At 64.7% G+C, this 17,752-nt stretch carries 15 protein-coding genes, 1 tRNA gene and 1 pseudogene; 9 read left to right on the top strand and 8 right to left on the bottom strand.

Features of this window, described 5'->3' with window-relative positions:
- Positions 1-12 precede the first annotated feature (12 nt).
- Positions 13-2,271: a TonB-dependent siderophore receptor gene (locus SO140_RS38880; protein WP_498543871.1), complete on the bottom strand. Its 2,259-nt coding sequence runs from the start codon at positions 2,269-2,271 to the stop codon at positions 13-15.
- A 190-nt stretch (positions 2,272-2,461) separates the two neighbouring features.
- Positions 2,462-2,971: a MarR family winged helix-turn-helix transcriptional regulator gene (locus SO140_RS38875; protein WP_449382890.1), complete on the bottom strand. Its 510-nt coding sequence runs from the start codon at positions 2,969-2,971 to the stop codon at positions 2,462-2,464.
- 50 nt (positions 2,972-3,021) lie between these two features.
- Here SO140_RS38875 and SO140_RS38870 point away from each other — a divergent pair.
- A pseudogene (locus tag SO140_RS38870) lies at positions 3,022-3,321 on the top strand (spinster family MFS transporter); the annotation flags it as partial.
- A gap of 130 nt (positions 3,322-3,451) precedes the next feature.
- Positions 3,452-3,655, top strand: a complete 204-nt coding sequence (locus SO140_RS38865; protein ID WP_449382891.1) for a hypothetical protein — start codon at positions 3,452-3,454, stop codon at positions 3,653-3,655.
- A gap of 100 nt (positions 3,656-3,755) precedes the next feature.
- On the opposite strand, the gene SO140_RS38860 is transcribed toward SO140_RS38865, so the two are convergent.
- Positions 3,756-3,832: transfer RNA gene (locus tag SO140_RS38860), tRNA-Asp, on the bottom strand.
- A 346-nt stretch (positions 3,833-4,178) separates the two neighbouring features.
- Between SO140_RS38860 and pepT the strand changes: the two genes are divergently transcribed.
- Positions 4,179-5,426, top strand: coding sequence for a peptidase T (pepT, locus tag SO140_RS38855; RefSeq protein ID WP_449382892.1), 1,248 nt, complete (start codon positions 4,179-4,181; stop codon positions 5,424-5,426).
- 50 nt (positions 5,427-5,476) lie between these two features.
- On the opposite strand, the gene SO140_RS38850 is transcribed toward pepT, so the two are convergent.
- Complete coding sequence (locus SO140_RS38850) at positions 5,477-6,370, bottom strand: hypothetical protein (RefSeq protein ID WP_449382893.1); 894 nt, start codon at positions 6,368-6,370, stop codon at positions 5,477-5,479.
- A gap of 360 nt (positions 6,371-6,730) precedes the next feature.
- Between SO140_RS38850 and SO140_RS38845 the strand changes: the two genes are divergently transcribed.
- The 6 genes from SO140_RS38845 (at position 6,731) to SO140_RS38820 (ending at position 13,978) form a co-directional block, all read left to right on the top strand.
- Positions 6,731-7,033, top strand: coding sequence for a hypothetical protein (locus SO140_RS38845; protein ID WP_449382894.1), 303 nt, complete (start codon positions 6,731-6,733; stop codon positions 7,031-7,033).
- A 70-nt stretch (positions 7,034-7,103) separates the two neighbouring features.
- Entirely contained in the window at positions 7,104-7,466 is a 363-nt protein-coding gene (locus tag SO140_RS38840; RefSeq protein ID WP_449382895.1) for a hypothetical protein, read from the top strand.
- Positions 7,467-7,523: 57 nt separating this feature from the next.
- A complete protein-coding gene (gene ihpA / locus SO140_RS38835; RefSeq protein WP_498543870.1) occupies positions 7,524-8,798 on the top strand; it encodes a divalent metal ion exporter subunit IhpA in 1,275 nt (424 codons plus the stop codon).
- Positions 8,795-9,775, top strand: a complete 981-nt coding sequence (gene ihpB, locus SO140_RS38830) for a divalent metal ion exporter adaptor subunit IhpB (RefSeq protein ID WP_449382897.1) — start codon at positions 8,795-8,797, stop codon at positions 9,773-9,775. The genes ihpA and ihpB overlap by 4 nt, the downstream gene beginning before the upstream one ends.
- On the top strand, positions 9,768-12,998 hold the full coding sequence (locus SO140_RS38825) for an efflux RND transporter permease subunit (protein ID WP_449382898.1): 3,231 nt from the start codon (positions 9,768-9,770) through the stop codon (positions 12,996-12,998). The genes ihpB and SO140_RS38825 overlap by 8 nt, the downstream gene beginning before the upstream one ends.
- 2 nt (positions 12,999-13,000) lie before the next feature.
- Positions 13,001-13,978: a cation diffusion facilitator family transporter gene (locus SO140_RS38820; protein WP_498543869.1), complete on the top strand. Its 978-nt coding sequence runs from the start codon at positions 13,001-13,003 to the stop codon at positions 13,976-13,978.
- A gap of 6 nt (positions 13,979-13,984) precedes the next feature.
- Here SO140_RS38820 and SO140_RS38815 read toward each other — a convergent pair whose 3' ends face one another.
- The 4 genes from SO140_RS38815 to SO140_RS38800 all read right to left on the bottom strand — a co-directional run bounded on the left by SO140_RS38815 (position 13,985) and on the right by SO140_RS38800 (position 17,447).
- A complete protein-coding gene (locus SO140_RS38815; protein WP_449382900.1) occupies positions 13,985-14,845 on the bottom strand; it encodes a class I SAM-dependent methyltransferase in 861 nt (286 codons plus the stop codon).
- Positions 14,845-16,209, bottom strand: coding sequence for a cytochrome P450 (locus tag SO140_RS38810; RefSeq protein WP_498543868.1), 1,365 nt, complete (start codon positions 16,207-16,209; stop codon positions 14,845-14,847). Before SO140_RS38810 ends, SO140_RS38815 begins: the two co-directional genes overlap by 1 nt.
- 259 nt (positions 16,210-16,468) lie before the next feature.
- Positions 16,469-16,966 carry a hypothetical protein gene (locus SO140_RS38805; protein ID WP_498541328.1) on the bottom strand — a complete coding sequence of 166 codons (498 nt, stop codon included), beginning with the start codon at positions 16,964-16,966 and terminating at the stop codon, positions 16,469-16,471.
- Positions 16,967-17,255: 289 nt separating this feature from the next.
- Entirely contained in the window at positions 17,256-17,447 is a 192-nt protein-coding gene (locus SO140_RS38800; RefSeq protein WP_449382903.1) for a hypothetical protein, read from the bottom strand.
- Positions 17,448-17,752: the final 305 nt, after the last annotated feature.

Raw genomic sequence — 17,752 nt, 5'->3', positions numbered from 1 at the left:
CCTCGCCCGCCCTCACCATTTGTACGAGACGCTGGCGGTGACGCGCCGGCGATCGCCGTAGAAGCAGGACGTCACCGAGGCGCAGCTTGCGACATAAGTCTTGTCGGTCACGTTGATCACGTTCAGTGCTGTGCGCCAGTTCTGCCATTCATAGTGGAGCGCGAGATCGCCGAGCACGACGGCGGGAACCTCGAGCGTGTTGGCGGAGTCTGCCCAGGACGAGCCGACGTAGCGCACGCCCCCGCCAAAGCCGAAGCCTGCCAGTGGACCCTCCTTGAAGGTGTAGTCGGCCCAACCTGAGGCCAGGAGCTCGGGCGTGTTGGTTGGCGTCTTGCCGATCAGCGATGAATCGAGATCCTCGCTGGTGAAGAGATGATAGCTGGTGAAGGCGCCGATCAGCTTCAGCTCCTTCGTGACATTGGCCACCGCCTCGAGCTCGATGCCGCGCGAGGTGACCTCGCCGGTCTGGTTCTGCAACAACACATTCGACGGATCGGTGGTCAGCGCGTTCTGACGCTTCAGGTCGAAGGCCGAGACCGTGAAGTAACCGTCGAACCATTTCGGCTGCACCTTCAGGCCGACCTCGACCTGCTTGCCGGTTTCCGGCAGGAGCAACTGGTTGTTGGCATTAAGGCCAATGACCGGATTGTAGCTCGTCGCATAGGAGACATAGGGCGCAAGGCCGTTGTCGAAATTGTAGATCAGGCCCACGCGCCCGCTGAACCTGCTGTCATCGCGGCTGGCCACCGTCGCTCCGGTGTCGCGCGCGGCCTGAGTGGTCTCGACCCAATCGTTGCGGCCGCTCACCACCAGCGTGAAGTTGCCGAGCTTGACCTGGTCCTGAAGATAGGTGCCGGCCTGCTTCTGGGTGATCAGGTAGTTGCGGAACGGCCCGGTCGTAAATGGCACATTGAGACCGTAGACCGGATTGAAGACGTTGATCGACGGCGTCGTGCCAAACTGGAACTGCTGATAGTCGTCGATCTGGTAGCCCCGCAGATCGACGCCGAACAGCATCGTGTGCTTCACCAGGCCGGTGTCGAAACGATACTCCAACTGGTTGTCGAGATTGGCCTGATTGGCCGTGTCCTTCGCGTACCAATTGTAGCGCGCGATGTCGCCCGTGTTGGCGTTGGAATAGCCGTTGGCGACGAGGCCGCGATACGTCACGTCGACATGCGCGAAACGCGCATTCTGCCGGAACGTCAGGCTGTCGGTGAGATTGCGCTCGAACTGATAGCCGAGCATCTCCTGCTCGCGCGTGAACTTGTCGATGCTGGGATCGCCGAGGAACATACTCGTGGGGATACGACCGAATGGTGCGTTGGTCACCGTGCCCTGATAGGGCAGGAAGTTGATGCCGCGGGTATCCTGCTTCGATGCCGACGCAAGGACGGTGAACGTCGTGTCGGCATCCGGCTTCCAGGTTACCGACGGTGCGATGAAGTAGTTGTTGTCGGGCGTGAAGTCGACCTGCGTGCCACCGTTCTGGACCTGCCCGACGACGCGATAGAGCAGCTTGCCGTTCTCGGGACTCGTCGCGACGGGACCACCGACATCGAAGCCGACATAGGCATTGCCGAAATTGTTGACGCCGGTCTCGATGTAGCGGATCGGCTCGCCAGGTGGCATCTTGCTGATGACGTTGACGATGCCGCTCGGGCTCGAGCCGCCATAGAGCACCGCAGACGGGCCGCGCAGCACCTCGACGCGCTCCATGTTCGGCGTTTGCAGCTTCCAGCTCGCATAGGACGTGTAGAAGAGCTGCATGCCATCGAGGAACAGGCCGACGTCGTCCGATTTGAAGCCGCGGATCAGCCACCAGTCGTTAGGGGTGTCGGCACCGAAGGTTCCGGCGCGCACGCCCGCCGAATAGCGCAGCACCTCGTCCAGCTTGTTCGGCTTCTGGTCGCGGATCTGCTCGGCGCCGATGACCGACACCGATTGCGGCGTCTCCATGATCGGCGTGTTGGTCTTGGTGCCGGAGGAGCTGCGGCCAGCGACATAGCCGTGGACCGGGCCGCGCGGCGTCTCGACGAATCCGACATTGCGCTCAGGCTGCAGCTTTCTCTCGCTCACGCTCTGCGCTGCCCGCGGCGTTCGGCGTGGCGCGGAGGCCGCTGCGCGGCGGCGGGGCTCGGGCGAGGCCACGGTAACCGGTGGCAAGGCTTGCGCCCCGCTTTGCGACGAGGATCCCGAGGATTGACCGACCGAAGCTTGCGGCAACAGCACCAGAGCGGACGCGGTCGCAAGTCCCGCCGACCGCAGCATTCCAAGACAGTTCAACGCACCACCCCAACCTGCAACGTTTGTCGTTCCATGCCGTCAGTGCGAATGACGACATGCGTTGCATGGACGCTTAAGCGAGCACGCGCGGAAGACCTAATTGAATGCCTCTTAGAACAGCTCTTAGAGATCTTCCAAGAACGCTTCAAAAATGGACGCTACGTCGGCGGAACGATCAGTCCGGATCCTTTTCCGCCTCGAGCATCTCTTCGGCGGCCGCGGTCAGGCGATCGATCTGCACCAGCAGCGCGTCGAGCTCGTCCTTGCTCAACTGTTGCAGCAGGCGCCGATTGCGCTCCTGCGCGCTGGCAACGATCGCGTCATGTGCGGCGAGCCCTGCCTTGGTCAGCGAGATCAGCACTTCGCGACTGTCGTTCGGATTGGGCGTTTTCGCGATCAGCTTGCGTGACGACAGCCCCGCAAGCGCGCGGCTGATCTGTCCCTTGTCCTGACCGACGGCTTCGGCGAGCCGCGCCACGCTCATCGGCGGACGCCGGCCGAGCGAGGCGACGAGGCCGAACTCCACCGAGTTCAGTCCGACGACACGCTTGTAGCGCAGGATGGCGCCGCGCTTGAGCAGATTGGCAAGCACCATCAGCCGCGACGACAGCATCACGGTGATCGGCGCCGCATCGTCCCCAACGTCGGGCGACATACGCCCGCCTCTGCTCGGCTTCTGGCTCATGCGCCACCTCTGCCAACTAACAAACGGCCTGCCAAGGGGCGCAAGGACTGCTGACCTCGTTCCTGGTCGGCTTCCATCTCGGGCCGATCTTTGCGATCGCGCAGACGGTGGCAAAGCCCAGCATGCGGGCGCTGGCCTCCGCGCTCATCGCCCTGACCGCAACCCGCTTCGGCCAGGGACTGGGACCCCTCATCGTCGGCATGATCAACGACGCGCTGAAGGCCGGCTTCGGCGCGGACGCCGTCCGCTACTCCCTGCTGTCGGCGGCGGTCACGACCACAGTGGGCGCCCTATTCTTCGTCCGGGCTGCCCGGACGATCCGGACCGATATCGCCCGAGCGGCGGCCTGAAACGACCCTCCAGCCAAAACCACGCCGCCCAGATGAAACCATTTTGCCGACGGCGCGAAACCATCCGGAAACAGATCGTCCTTAGAAGGTGAGCCAACAGACGGGCGGGAAAGCCCGTCGGGAGGCTCTGATGAACCACTCCATTCACTCTGCTGATCGTGCGACACACCTGAAGATCGTGGTGGTGGCGCTGGTGGCCGGTATCGCGGTGGCAGCCTTCGGAATCGCGGCGCGGACCGGCATCGACCTCAGCCAGACCGCCCAGACGACCCACACGATCAAGGCTGGTAAGCCGGTGGTGGTGACGAGTTCGGGCACCTCGGAGATCCGCTAAGGCCGAAACGGACCATTTCGGACAGACACCAAGGCCGCCTTCGGGCGGCTTTATCGTTTGTGGCGTTCCAGGAGAATTCCGCGCTAAGCCATTGATTCAATGGCGCGAGAGACGGGGCTCGAACCCGCGACCTCCGGCGTGACAGGCCGGCGCTCTAACCAACTGAGCTACTCCCGCGTGCTGGGCAAAGCCATGCGGAACGAGGGGGGACTTAAAGGTGCGACCTGGTGAAGTCAAGGACGTTGCGCCTCTCCCGTAAACATCGGGTGTTTCTGCGAGACTTCACCGAAATTCGCCCCGGGGTAACCGGACCGTCAGGTCCCGAATCGTCTGGTGCCAGGCGGCTGCAAATTCCAGCGCCGGAAGCCGCCGTCCGCCCCGTTCAGGGAACTGGCCGAAGCGAGCTGAGACTTACGGTTCATTAAGCCTGTTCACGCCGCGTTGCGGCGGCGACACGCGGTCCCCGGAATGACGCTTTTCTGGTATACCGCCCCTCATCCGACCCCGGCGGCTATGAGAAGAAATGTCCCTCACCTTTACCCACACCGTGACCGAGCGCTTCCTGCGCTACGTCACCATCGACACCCAGTCCGATCCCGAATCCCCGACCTCGCCCTCGACTGAGAAGCAGAAGGATCTCGGTCGCGTGCTCGTGACCGAACTCAAGGCCATGGGCGTCGAGGACGCCCATCTCGACGACTACGGCTATGTCTACGCGACGATCCCGTCCAACACCGACAAGAAGGTGCCGGTGATCTGCTTCTGCTCGCACATGGACACCTCGCCCGACTGCTCGGGCAAGGACGTCAAGCCGCAGGTCGTGAAGAATTATCGCGGCGGCGACATCACGCTGTCAGCCGACCCCACCCAGGTGATCCGCTTCGCCGAGCATCCCGCGCTCAAGAACCAGATCGGCAACGACATCGTCACCACCGATGGTACGACGCTGCTCGGCGCCGACAACAAGGCCGGCGTCGCCGAGATCATGGATGCCGCGCATTTCTTCATCAACAATCCCGATGTGAAGCACGGCACCATCAAGATCCTGTTCACGCCCGATGAAGAGATCGGCCGCGGCGTCGACAATGTCGACCTGAAGAAGCTCGGCGCCGATTTCGGCTACACCATGGACGGCGAGAGCGCCGGCAGCGTCGAGGACGAGACGTTCTCGGCTGACGGCGCCACCATCACCATCCAGGGCGTCTCTGCCCATCCCGGCTATGCCAAGGGCAAGATGGAGCACGCGATCAAGATCGCAGCCGCCATCGTCGAGCGCCTGCCCAAGGAAGGCTGCTCGCCCGAGACCACCTCGGGCAAGCAGGGCTTTCTGCATCCGATCGGCATCTCCGGCGCGCTCGAGCAGGCGACGCTGTCCTTCATCGTCCGCGACTTCACCGAGGAAGGCCTGAAGGAAAAGGAGACGCTGCTCGAGGGCATCGTCAAGGACGTGATGAAGGAGTATCCGCGCTCGACCTACAAGTTCGAGGTGCGCGAGCAGTACCGCAACATGAAGCAGGTGATCGACCGTCACCCCCACATCCTCGAATACGCCATCGAAGCGATCCGCCGCGCCGGGCTGCGCCCGATGCGCACCGCGATCCGCGGCGGCACCGACGGCTCGCGCCTGTCCTTCATGGGACTGCCCTGCCCCAACATCTTTGCCGGCGAGCACGCGTTTCACTCGCGCCTGGAATGGGTCAGCCGGCAGGACATGGAAAAGGCCGTCCAGACTATCGTGCATCTCGCGATGATCTGGGAAGAGCGGGCGTAGGATTCCCAAACGAAGCCATGGCCGGTCTCGTCCCGGCCATGGCCCTGAATTTACGGCATCGGCATCGCGCGACGGCCGCGATGGAACCGGTTCGAGCTCGCCATCCATTGCGGCAAGGGTTCGCCATCGCGGTGGCGTCCACCGGCGACTGCCGCCGCCCAGGCGACGACGGCTCCTATCAGGGCTGCCGCGGCGACCGAGAACGCGACGATGATCGAACTGCGCCGCGCGTGGTTGATCGCCGTCTGGGCCTCCGCGATCACGGCATCGACGCGCCGCTCGGAATCCGCGGTTGCCAGCCCCGTCAGCGCGGCCGTCTGTTGCACGAGATAGGTGCGATCATCGCTGCTGACGCCACTGTGGCTCGACGATGTCATGAGGATCCGTCCGGCTTCGGCGCGGGCCTCCCTCATGTCTGCGTTGGGAGGGCGACGTGACGCGCGGAACAGCTTGTCGAGCTCATAGCTCAACAAGGGTTCGGCGGCGCTCACGTTGCTGGCCGAGCTGCGTATCGGCGAACGCTCGATCGCGGACGCGCCGAGGATCGCGAGCAATGCCGCACCGATCAACACCGCCAGAGCCCATGATGTCAGTCCGTGCAGCCCGTCCCGCCGCTCGCCGTCATCCTCGATCGTTGCGAGCGCAGGCGCAGGCCGCGCGATCCGCCCGGCGATGTAGCCGCCAAAGCCGAAGCTGACGATCGCCTGGAGGATCAGATACAGTCCCGACAACAGCGCCAGCGCCGATGATGCATCGCGCCATGTCGGCGACGTCGAGCTGACGCCGAGGCCGATGGCGACGCCAAAGCCGACCAGGATGAACGACATTGCACCGGCGGCGAACGCGCCTGCCAGCACCGAGCTCCATTGGATGACCCGGCGCCCTTCGGCGGCGGGCACGCTGCCTTCCATGACTTCCTCCTGCACGAGAGCTTCGATAGTCATCGCGGCGCTCTCAGCGCAGGCCGAAGAACGACAGGATCGCCATGATCACGACGATCAAGCCGATGAGATAGATCAATCCGTCCATAAGCCCATCCTCCTCAAATGCTCCGTGGCGCTAATGAAGCGGCGCAAGGAATGTTCCTAAGCGGATCTTCCAGACGGGAACGAATCATCGAGATGCGGGTTATCTGCACAAGTCCAAGGGAAACATAGATTGTGAGCACAAAGGCCCCAGCCGGTCCGCGCCGGATCTGGGGCCTTTTCGTTTTTGCGCTGCATTAGCTGTCGTATGTTAACGACGCCAATCCCGGGATCATCAAAGATGCGGTCGGGGCGCCCCCAAAGGAGCGGGAGAGCCGCGTGGATCGCAGAACGGCATGCCTGAACCAGGCAAACGCATTTCGAGAAAAGGCGATCGCAGATCCCGAGCACCACGACCAATGGATCGACGAAGCCATCAAATGGCTGGAACGGGCGATGGAAGAGGGCTACCACGTCGCGGTGACGGTTGAAGCCGGCGATGGCCGCACCATTCCGAAACCAACGGCAGCAGCCGATACGATCTTGTCGCATCGCCACGACGTACAGGTCCTGATCGCACCCGCACGCGAGAACCAATCGCGACAGCCTGTCGCCGCTGCGGCGTTTATTCTCGGGACGTAACAATGTTGCGGGTCGACACTGTTCCCGCGGGCGTGCTAGGCGGGACACGAACCGCAACGAGAGTGAGCACGTGTCCGCGATCCGCCGGCCATTCGAAATGTTTCGCACGCGCGATCTGCGCGGGCTGCTGGCCGTGCTCGTCGCAACCATCTACCTGCTGTCGGGCCTGCTGCACGGCGCGCACGATCTCGATGTGACGAACCCTACCGGCAAGGCGGAGATCGCCTTAGCGCTCGATGGGGCCGCCGGCCATACCGATCACAAGGCGTTCGCCGGCCATCATTGCCATGGCTGCTTCTCGGTAACGGTCACGCAGCCGGCACAGGCCGGGACGCTGAACGCCCTCGTCGCCGCTCCGCAGCCACCTCGCCTGCCCGCCGTCGCCGGGGTGGTCCCCGACACGGACTCCCCGCCTCCCAAACATATTGCCTGAACGGATTGGTCGGGGCGCTCGCGCGCCTCTTAGCTTCATCCTCCACAGGTCGTTTCCATGTTTTGCAGGCGAACTGCCGCGCGCTTGGCGTGCGCGTCGGCTTTCTTGATCAACGCGCTGCTCGCGCAGTCCGCAGACGCGCAGACCCTGACCATGCGCACCGCGCTGACGCGCGCGCTGGCCGCGAGCCCGCGGCTGTCGGCAGCCGAACGCGACGTCGGCATCGCGGCAGGACAGCGCATTCAGGCGGGTGCGCTGCTCAACCCGGAGCTTACTTACGAGCAGGACAATTCCTTCGGCTCCGGCATCTACCGCGGCACGAAGTCGGCCGAGACCACGCTCCAGATCAGCCAGGCGTTCGAGCTGTTCGGCAAGCGCGAGGCACGAATAGCCGCGGGTAGCGCCGGTGTCGAAGTCGCCGCAATCCAGCGCAAGGCTGTCAGGCTCGAGGTGCTGTCGGAGACCGCCATCGCCTTCCTCGGCGTGCTCGGCGCCCAGCGCCGCATCCAGATCCTCGACGAGCAGGTCGCCGCGATCGATCGCCTGACGCCCCTGCTCCGCCGCCGTGTCGAGGCCGGCGCCTCTTCGCCCGCCGAGACCGGCCGCGCCGAGGTCGCCTCCGCGCTGGTGAAGGCCGACCGCGAGCGCTTCAAGGCGACGCTTGCCAGCGCTCGGCGCGAGCTCGCCGTGTTGATGGGCGATCCCACGCCGAAATTCGCTGATGTCTCCGGACGGCTTGACGCCACCGGCCGTCCGCCCTCGTTCCAGTCGGTTGTCGCCGCCATCGATGCCAATCCGCAACTGGTGCGCTGGACCGCCGTCTTTGCGCAGCGCAACGCCGAGCTGCTGCTGGCGCGCCTGAAACCGTATCCGGACGTGCGGATCGCCGCCGGCTGGCGCCATTTCAACGAGACCAATGACGACGCGGTGCGCCTCACCGTCTCGGTGCCGATTCCCGTGTTCGACCAGAACCAGGGCAACATCCTCTCGGCACAGGAAAGTCTCGCCAAGACGAAGGCCGAGCGCGAAGCCAATCGCAACACGCTGATCGTGATTGCCGGTCGCGCCTATGACTCGCTCCAGGGCTCGCTGCGCGAGCTGGCCGTGCTGCGTGAGACCGCGATCCCCAAGGCGCAGGAAGCGGCGGAAGCCATTTCCCAGGGCTACGGCCAGGGCCGCTTCACGCTGCTCGAAGTGCTCGACGCGCAAGCCAGCGTCGTCCAGGCGCGCCTGCGCGAGCAGGAAGCGCAGCAGAACTTCCATGCCGCGGTCGCCACCATCGAAGGCCTCGTCGGCAATCCCCTCACGCTTGCCCGGGAGAGCGCCAGATGAAGACATCCTCGACCATCCTCGTGGCTCTCGTCACCGCCGCACTCGGCGCCTATGGCTACGCCATGCTGGCGCCGGCCAAGGTCGAAACCGCGAGCCAAGCCCAGGACAAGACGCCGGAGAAGCCGGCGAACGCGCATGTCGAGCAGGACGAGCACGGCGCCGATCGCATCAGGATCTCCGACGTCAAGCTTGCCGCAGCGGGCGTGACGCTCGCGGAAGCCGCAAGCGCGACGCTGACCGATACGCTCTCCTTCAACGGCGTGCTGCGCGCCAACCAGGAGGCCGTGGTGCAGGTGACGCCGCGCTTCCCCGGCATTGCCAAATCGATACGCAAGCGGATCGGCGACACCGTCGCCAAGGACGAGCTGCTAGCGTCGATCGAAAGCAATCAGAGCCTGACGGCCTACGACCTCAAGGCGCCGATCGGCGGCACGCTCATCGACCGGCAGATTTCGCTCGGCGAATATGCCTCCGAGCAGAAGCCAGCCTTCGTCGTCGCCGATCTCTCTACGATCTGGGTCGACCTCTCGATCTATCGCCAGGACATCAAGCGCGTGCACCTCGGCGACGAAGTCCTGATCAATCCTGACGATGGCCGCGGCGAGATCAAGGGCACGATCTCCTACCTGGCCCCCGTCGGCGTCAGCGAGACCCAGACCGCGCTGGCGCGCGTCGTGCTGGGGAACGCCGACGGACGCCTGCGGCCGGGCCTGTTCGTCACCGCACGGCTGATCCTCGCCGCGCGCAACGTCGCTGTGGCGGTCCGGGCCAGCGCCATCCAGACACTGGAAAACCGGACCATCGTCTTCGTCCGCGAGGATGGCGACAAGATCGAGGCACGCCCGGTCGAGCTCGGCGAGTCCGATCCGCGCTATGTCGAGATCAAGGCAGGGCTATCGGCCGGCGAGCGTTACGTCGCCGAGAACAGCTTCGTCGTGAAGGCGGAGATGGGCAAGGGAGACGCCGATCATGATTGAGCGCATCCTCGCCTTTTCGATCCGTCAGCGGTGGCTCATCATGCTGCTCGCGATCGGCGCACTGACCTACGGCGCGTGGGATTTCCAGCGTCTGCCGATTGACGCGGTCCCCGACATCACCAACGTGCAGGTGCAGATCAACACCCGCGCGCCCGGCTATTCGCCGCTGGAGACCGAGCAACGCATCACCTTTCCGGTCGAAACCGCGATGGCCGGCCTGCCAAGCCTCGACTACACGCGCTCGCTGTCGCGCTATGGCCTGAGCCAGGTCACCGTGGTCTTCAAGGACGGCACGGACATCTACTTCGCGCGCCAGGTCGTCGGCGAGCGCATCCAGCAGGTGAAGGACCAACTCCCCGCCGGCGTCGAAGTGGCGATGGGTCCTGTCTCGACCGGACTGGGCGAAATCTTCATGTACACGGTTGAGGCGAAACCGGGCGCCAAGATCCAAGTTGATAAGGCGCAAGGCGGCGAGGACTATTCGCTGACCGACCTGCGCACCGTGCAGGACTGGATCATCAAGCCGCAGCTTCGCAACGTGCCCGGCGTGATCGAGATCAACACCATCGGCGGCTTCGAACGGCAATTCCACGTGCTGCCCGATCCCGGCAAGCTGATGGCCTACCGGCTCGGCTTCCGCGATGTCATGACGGCGCTCGCCGCCAACAACGCCAATGTCGGCGCCGGCTATATCGAGCGCAACGGCGAGCAATATCTGGTGCGCTCGCCCGGCCAGGTCGGCAACGTCAGTGAAATCCAGGACATCGTGATCGGCGCGCGCGGCAGCAATCCGGTCCGGGTCAGGGACGTCGCCGAGGTGATCGAGGGGCGCGACCTGCGCACCGGCGCGGCAACCCTGAACGGCGAGGAGACTGTCCTCGGCACCGCCATGCTGCTGATCGGCGAGAACAGCCGCACCGTCGCACGCCGCGTCGCGGCCCGGCTCGAGGAGATCGCCAAATCGCTGCCCGAAGGCGTCGTCACGCGCACGGTCTATGACCGCACCCATCTGGTCGAGGCCACCATCCGCACCGTCCAGAACAATCTGCTGGAAGGCGCCGCCCTGGTCATCGCCGTTCTGTTCCTGATCCTCGGCAACATCCGCGCCGCCCTCGTCACGGCCTGCGTGATCCCGCTCTCGATGGCGCTGACGATCACCGGCATGGTCGGGACCAAAATGAGCGCCAATTTGATGAGTCTCGGCGCGATCGATTTCGGTATCATCGTCGACGGCGCGGTGATCATCGTCGAAAATTGTCTCAGGATGCTCGGCAAGGCGCAGCAGGCGAAAGGCGGCCTGCTCACCACGCCTGAGCGCCTGCGCACCATCCTGCGCGGCTCGCGCGAGGTCATCAAGCCGAGCCTGTTCGGGACGCTGATCATCGCCGTGGTCTATCTGCCGGTGCTGACGTTGACCGGCGTCGAAGGAAAAATGTTCACGCCGATGGCGCTCACCGTTCTGATGGCGCTGGCCGCGGCCGTGCTGTGCTCCATCACCTTCGTGCCGGCGGCGGTTGCGATCCTCGTCACCGGCAAGGTGTCGGAGATCGACAACCTGTTCATGCGCGGCGCCAAACGCATGTATCTTCCCCTGCTCCGCCTCGCCATCGACAATCGCCGTGCCGTCGCCTCTGCTGCTGCCGCCATCGTGATCGCCAGCGGCGTTGCGGCATCAAGGATGGGCGGCGAGTTCATCCCGAGCCTGGACGAGGGCGACGTCGCGCTGGCTGCGATCCGCATTCCCGGCACCAGCCTCACCCAGTCGCTGGATCTTCAGAAGGCCCTGGAGAAACGCATCCGGCAGATTCCGGAGGTGAAGGAATTCTTCACCCGCATCGGCACCGCCGAGATCGCGACCGATCCGATGTCGCCGGCCCAAACCGACGGCTACATCATGCTGAAGCCGCGCGCCGAATGGCCGGACCCCGGCAAGCCGAAATCGGAGGTCATCGAGGCGATCGACAAGGCCGCCGACGAAATCCCCGGCAGCAACTACGAGATCTCGCAACCGATCCAGTTGCGCGTCAACGAGCTGATCTCCGGTGTGCGCAGCGACATCGGCATCAAGATCTTTGGCGACGATCTCGACATCCTCCAGGGCGCCGCGAAGCAGGTCGAGGCGGCGATCCGGACCATTCGCGGCGCGACCGATATCAAGACCGAGCAGGTTTCCGGCCTGCCGATCCTGACCGTCAGGCTCGACCGCCAGGCCCTCTCCCGCTACGGCCTCAGCGTCAGCGAGGTGCAGGGCATCATCGAGATCGCGGTGGGCGGCAAGTCGGCCGGCAAGCTATTCGAGGGCGACCGGCGCTTCGACATCGTGGTGAGGCTACCGGAACGCCTGCGCGGCAATCTCGATTCGATCCGCGCGATCCCGATTCCGCTGCCGCCCAGCGAGGAGACGGCGCCGCTGCGGACCGCGTTCGCCGCCTCGCCGCTGACGCAGATGCGTTACGTGCCGCTGTCCTCCGTCGCCACCGTCGAGGCGACGCCAGGGCCGAACCAGATCAGCCGCGAGAACGGCAAGCGGCGGATCGTCGTCACCGCCAACGTCCGCGAGCGCGATCTCGGCTCGTTCGTCGCCGAGGCGCAGGATGCCGTTGCGCAGAAGGTCAAGCTGCCACCCGGCTACTGGATCGGCTGGGGCGGCCAGTTCGAGCAACTGGTTTCGGCGACCAAGCGGCTGACCATTGTCGTGCCTGTGGCGCTACTTTTGGTTTTCCTCCTGCTGTTCATGAGCATGGGGTCGGCGGCCGATGCGCTGCTGGTGTTCAGCGGCGTGCCGCTGGCGCTCACCGGCGGAATCGCGGCGCTGCTGCTGCGCGGCATCCCGCTGTCGATCAGCGCCGGCGTCGGCTTCATCGCGCTTTCGGGTGTGGCCGTGCTCAACGGCCTCGTCATCATCGCCTTCATCGAACGGCTGCGGAGCGAGGGCACGCCGCTCGTCGAGGCCGTTCGCGAAGGCGCCCTGACGCGTCTGCGCCCGGTGCTCATGACCGCGCTGGTCGCTTCCCTCGGCTTCGTGCCGATGGCACTTGCGACCGGCGCCGGCGCCGAGGTGCAGCGGCCGCTCGCGACCGTCGTAATCGGCGGCATCATCTCCTCGACCGTGCTGACGCTTCTGATCCTGCCGGCGCTCTACGTGCTGTTCCGTCGTGACGATGCCCGCGAAACGCCTAAAATGGGTTTTGATTTGGCGCACGCCGATTTCGGGGAGCGGTAGACGTGGACAAGGACGACCACCATGCCGGCCATCATCACCACCGTGACCACCACGACCATGCCGGGCACGACCACGGGCACGGCCACGGTGCGCATGTCCACGCGCCGGCAAGCTTCGGCAAGGCGTTTGCGATCGGCATTTCGCTGAACACCGCGCTCGTCGTCGCGCAAGGCGTTTACGGCTACATCGCCAATTCGACCGCACTCCTTGCCGATGCGGGCCATAACCTGAGCGACGTGCTCGGCCTCGTCATGGCCTGGGGTGCATCGGTCGCCGCCAGGCGCGCGCCCACTGGCCGCTTCACCTACGGCTTCCGCGCCTCGACCATCCTTGCGGCCCTCGCGAACGCCGTCTTCCTCCTGGTCGCAACCGGTGCGATCGGCTGGGAGGCGATCCTGCGCCTGCGCGAGCCCGAGCCGATCGCCGGGGTCACGGTGATGATCGTCGCCGGCATCGGCATCCTCATCAACGGCGCGACCGCAATGCTGTTCGCAAGCGGCCGCAAGGACGATATCAACATCCAGGGCGCGTTCCTGCACATGGCCGGAGACGCGGCGGTCTCGCTCGGCGTGGTCATCTCGGCGGCGCTGATCATGTGGACCGGCTGGCTCTGGCTCGATCCGCTGGCGAGCCTCCTGATCTGTGCCGTCATCCTCTGGAGCACGACGGGCCTGCTCCGCAGCTCCATCGACATGTCGATGGCCGCCGCACCACGAGGCACCGACCTCGACGCCATCAAAGGCTTTCTGATGCAGCGGCCCGGTGTCTCAGACATCCACGATCTGCACGTCTGGCCGATCTCGACCACGGAAACGGCGCTAACGTGTCACCTCGTCATGCTGGGCGGCCACCCCGGCGACGCCTTCCTGATGGAGACGGCGCAGCTCCTGAAAACCTCACACCGGATCGGTCACACGACGATCCAGATCGAGACCAGCCAGGACAACAGCTGCGCGCTGGCGCCCGACAACGTGGTGTGACGACGCCTACGCCGCCTTCGCCGTCACGATCCAGATCGCGCCTTGCAGCGCCACCGACTGCCCCTCGACGAACGGCGCCAGCGCTTCGCGGATCGAGCCTTTGGCGGCCTCAACGGTCTCCGGCGGATGGCCTTGCAGCGCGCGGCTGGCGGGGCCGATCTGAACAGAGCCGTCGACAGCCGCGTCGAGCCCGCCGCCGATCGCGATATCCATCGCAAGGTTATGCGGCTCCATCGCCACGTCCACAAAGCCCGCACCATTCAGGATGCGCCTTACGCGTTCTTCCGAGGCGAAGGCGAACGGGCCGGGATCCTCCGGCCCGACCGGCGGCATCTTGGGCACATGCTTGTAGACCGTCATCAGCGGCGTCATCATCCAGGGGTTTTCGCGCGGCTCGCGCCAGCAGATGAAAGCCAGCCGCCCCGAAGGTTTCAACGCGCGGCGCAGGTTGGTGAACGAGACAATCGGATCGGCAAAGAACATCACGCCGAAGCGCGATGCGAGCAGGTCGAAGCTCGCCGGCTCGAACGGATAGACCGTCGCATCCGCCAGAACAAAATCGAGCGGCAGGTTCTTTGGCGAAAACGCGCGGGCCTGCGAGAGCATGGGACCTGAGACGTCGAGGCCGAGCGCAACGCCATTCGGCGCCACCGCCTTCGCAAACGCGACGGTGGTCGCACCGGAGCCGCAGCCGATATCCAGCACGCGCTCGCCCGGCGTCGGCTTCGCGCGATCGATTAGAATCCCGGCGATCGGCCCGAGCAGAACCTCCTGCGTCGCGTGGCGATCGGCCCAGCGCTGCCCGCCGGGTCCGTTCCAATAGGCGATCTGGTCCGCATTCTGCTCATGTCCGCTTGGCTGTTCCATCACGCCCTCTGTGTCTCGCATCCGCAAGCCGCCCGAGCCTCGCAATTGCGCGTACTCAGGTGCATGGGCAGCCCGTTTGCCGGCCGCAACGTAATTTTCTGCGACGGCCAAACTTTGGCGGCCGGCAACAGCTCCATGTCGAAGCGATGCATGAGCGCCGCGAGCACGATGGTCGCTTCCTGCAGTGCGAAGGACGCGCCGATGCAAATGCGCGGCCCGCTGCCGAACGGCAGATAAGCAAAGCGCGGGATCGCCCCGCGCGCCTCGGGCAGGAAACGCGACGGATCGAAGGCGTCGGGCCTTTGCCACAACAGCAGGTGCCGGTGCAGCACGTAAGGCGCGATCACGATCAGCGAGCGCGGCTTGATCTTGAGGCCTCCGAGCGTATCCGCCCCCTCGGCCATCCGGCTCAACGCAGCGATGGGCGGATAGAGCCGCAGCGCCTCCTCGACCACGGCACGGGTTACGACCAGCCGATCCGCAAGTCCCTCGACCGGTCCTGCCAGTTCGCGCCCGGCCTCCGCCTGCACCCGCGCCCGCCAATCCGGCGCCTGTGACAGGAGGAAGATCGACCAGGCAAGCGTATTGGCCGTCGTTTCATGTCCCGCCGACAGGAAGGTCAGGATGTTCGATCTGACCTCGGCGAGCGACATCGCGCGCCCGGTCGCGGGATCGAGCGCGCGGAGCAGCAGCGTCAGGAGATCGGAGGGCCCCCCGCCCGCAGAGAGGCCGGCAAGCCGCCGTTGCCGCGTTGCGATGATCTGGTCGATGATCCCTTCGAAATAGGCCATCGTCCGGCGCAGACGGCCGCGGCCGGGCCGCGGCACCGATTGCGGCAGGCCGAGCAGATCGAAGGCGCCGATGCGGCCGATCACCGTAAAATAGGCGCTCATCGCGGCGCGGAATTCGTCGTAGTCGCCACCAATGCCGTCCGAGAAGATGGTCAAGGCGAGCACGTTCAGCGTGATCAGCGTCATCTCCGCCGCGATGTCGACGGTTGCCCGCGGCCCCAGGGTACGCCATCTCTCCGCGAGCTGGTCGGCCGCCGTCAGCATCGCGGAGGTGAAGGACGTGACCGTGCGCCGCGCAAACAGAGGAGCCAATGTTCGCCGCTGCATCTCCCAACGCTGCCCCTCGACGCTCAACAGCCCATCGGCGAGACCGCTGGCGAGAATGCGGCGCTGGATCGGGTCCTTGCGGTAGTTGCCGGCATTGTCGACCAGCACATGCTTGATGGCTGCCGGGTCGTGCACGAGGATGGCATCGGTGAAGGGAAGCCTGACTTTCGCGATCGGCTCGCGAAAGAATTCTGCACTCCAGCATTCCAGCGGATTTCGTTTGAGCGCCGCGAGCAGCGGAAGCAACCGCAGCCGCTGTTCAGGCGGATGCGGAGCTGGCGGGCAAAAACTTTCCGAAACTCCCAAAACGGAAACGGGCATCGAACCGGCAAAAAGTCGGAAATAATATGTAGTAAAGCCTGAGTCTCGCCGAGTTCCTAGCGGCCTCCAGCGGCAACGAGGAAGACAAAGGGGACTACAGGAAAATAGATGGACTGCGAACGGCACAGCTTCGTGCGCCGCAGCCCGGGTGCCAACCCCGCCGCGAGGTACCCCGACTATTCAGTCAGCTGGATCGAGCAGTGCGACCGATATTCCAGCGAATGGTGTCCAGCGGGATGTGGGTGAAGGCCTCGGCCAGCCGTCGCCTCAAAGGTGGCTTCGCTGTCGACAGCCTCCCCTCCAGATGCGCGGCCTTCTCGCGGGCGACCGCAGTTTCGACGTTGGCCTTGAGCAATTCGGCCAGCAGCTTGTTGGTGCGGTCGCACTCTCTCTCGAAGTCGGACCGATGACTGCCGGCTATGGCCCTCATCTCCAGGAGATCGGCCTGCAACGTGGCAATGTGCTCCCTGAGGGCGGTGACCACCTGGTGACCGGCCGGAGCTTGGGGGGGACGTGTGATGGGGGAATGGCTGATTTCGGTGAGATCGACATGAACCAGGGTCTTCCCATCGTTCGAACGAGAACGGGGAAACCGGTGTCGCTTCACGAGCGATCTGGCTGCCTCAGGCGATATCCTGAGTCGCTCGCCTAGCTCGGCATAAGTCAGCATCTCGACGGGCATGATGGCTACTCCCGGCCAGCCGGGCGGTCACCACCCGAACACGACGCACGATATCAACCCCGAGTTAACGGGCGGTTTACTATGCCGGCCGGTGATGTCCGCTTGGCCGATGGAGTATCTCTGGCAACTTGGTCGGAATGGCCCAGTGCCGAAATGACAAGAGTCAACCAGTTGAGGCAGCCCCTTCGGTCACCTCGGCGAGAAGTCTTCTGAATGTCGCGCGCGCGGCGGGGCGTCAGACGATGGTAAGCGGTGAGAGGATCGAACCGTTGACCCGCACCAGCCAGGGTCATTCCGCTGCCAGCGAGGCTCCGGTCCGTTTCGCAAGGACGCGCCGAAAATCCGCTGCCAGCTCGTCGTAGTAGTGAGCGAGCTCCTCATAAAAAGCCTTTCCGGCCTCGTCGCTCGCTTCTTGAGCTGCTTTCATGCAGTGGGCGGCTTTGGACTCGTACCTTTCCAGCTTGATGCGAAGATCACTCATCACGGCGATACTCCACGCTGATGACAGGAGCCGGAACGGTGGTTCGGGCGGGAATCGAAAAGATGACCGAACGGAGGCAATTTTGGACCCGTCGGGGGCCCTTTCAGGGCGTCGCATGCCCGGCGAAAGGCCCGCCTTAGCCCGCTGGGCCTTGGCGCGGCAGCCTTTCGATCGCTTCGCGTCAATAATGTTCAGAGGCTGGCTTGCCCAGCCGTAGCTCGCGAAGCGTGTGAGCAGCCTGAGACATAGGTGACGGTACGTACCGGACACATGGGTTACACTTTCCGCTTTTGTTCTGCGGGAGG

Source organism: Bradyrhizobium sp. UFLA05-108 (genome assembly GCF_059803455.1).
Note: the sequence above shows the minus strand (reverse complement) of the source record. Positions and strands in the feature narration are given on the sequence as shown.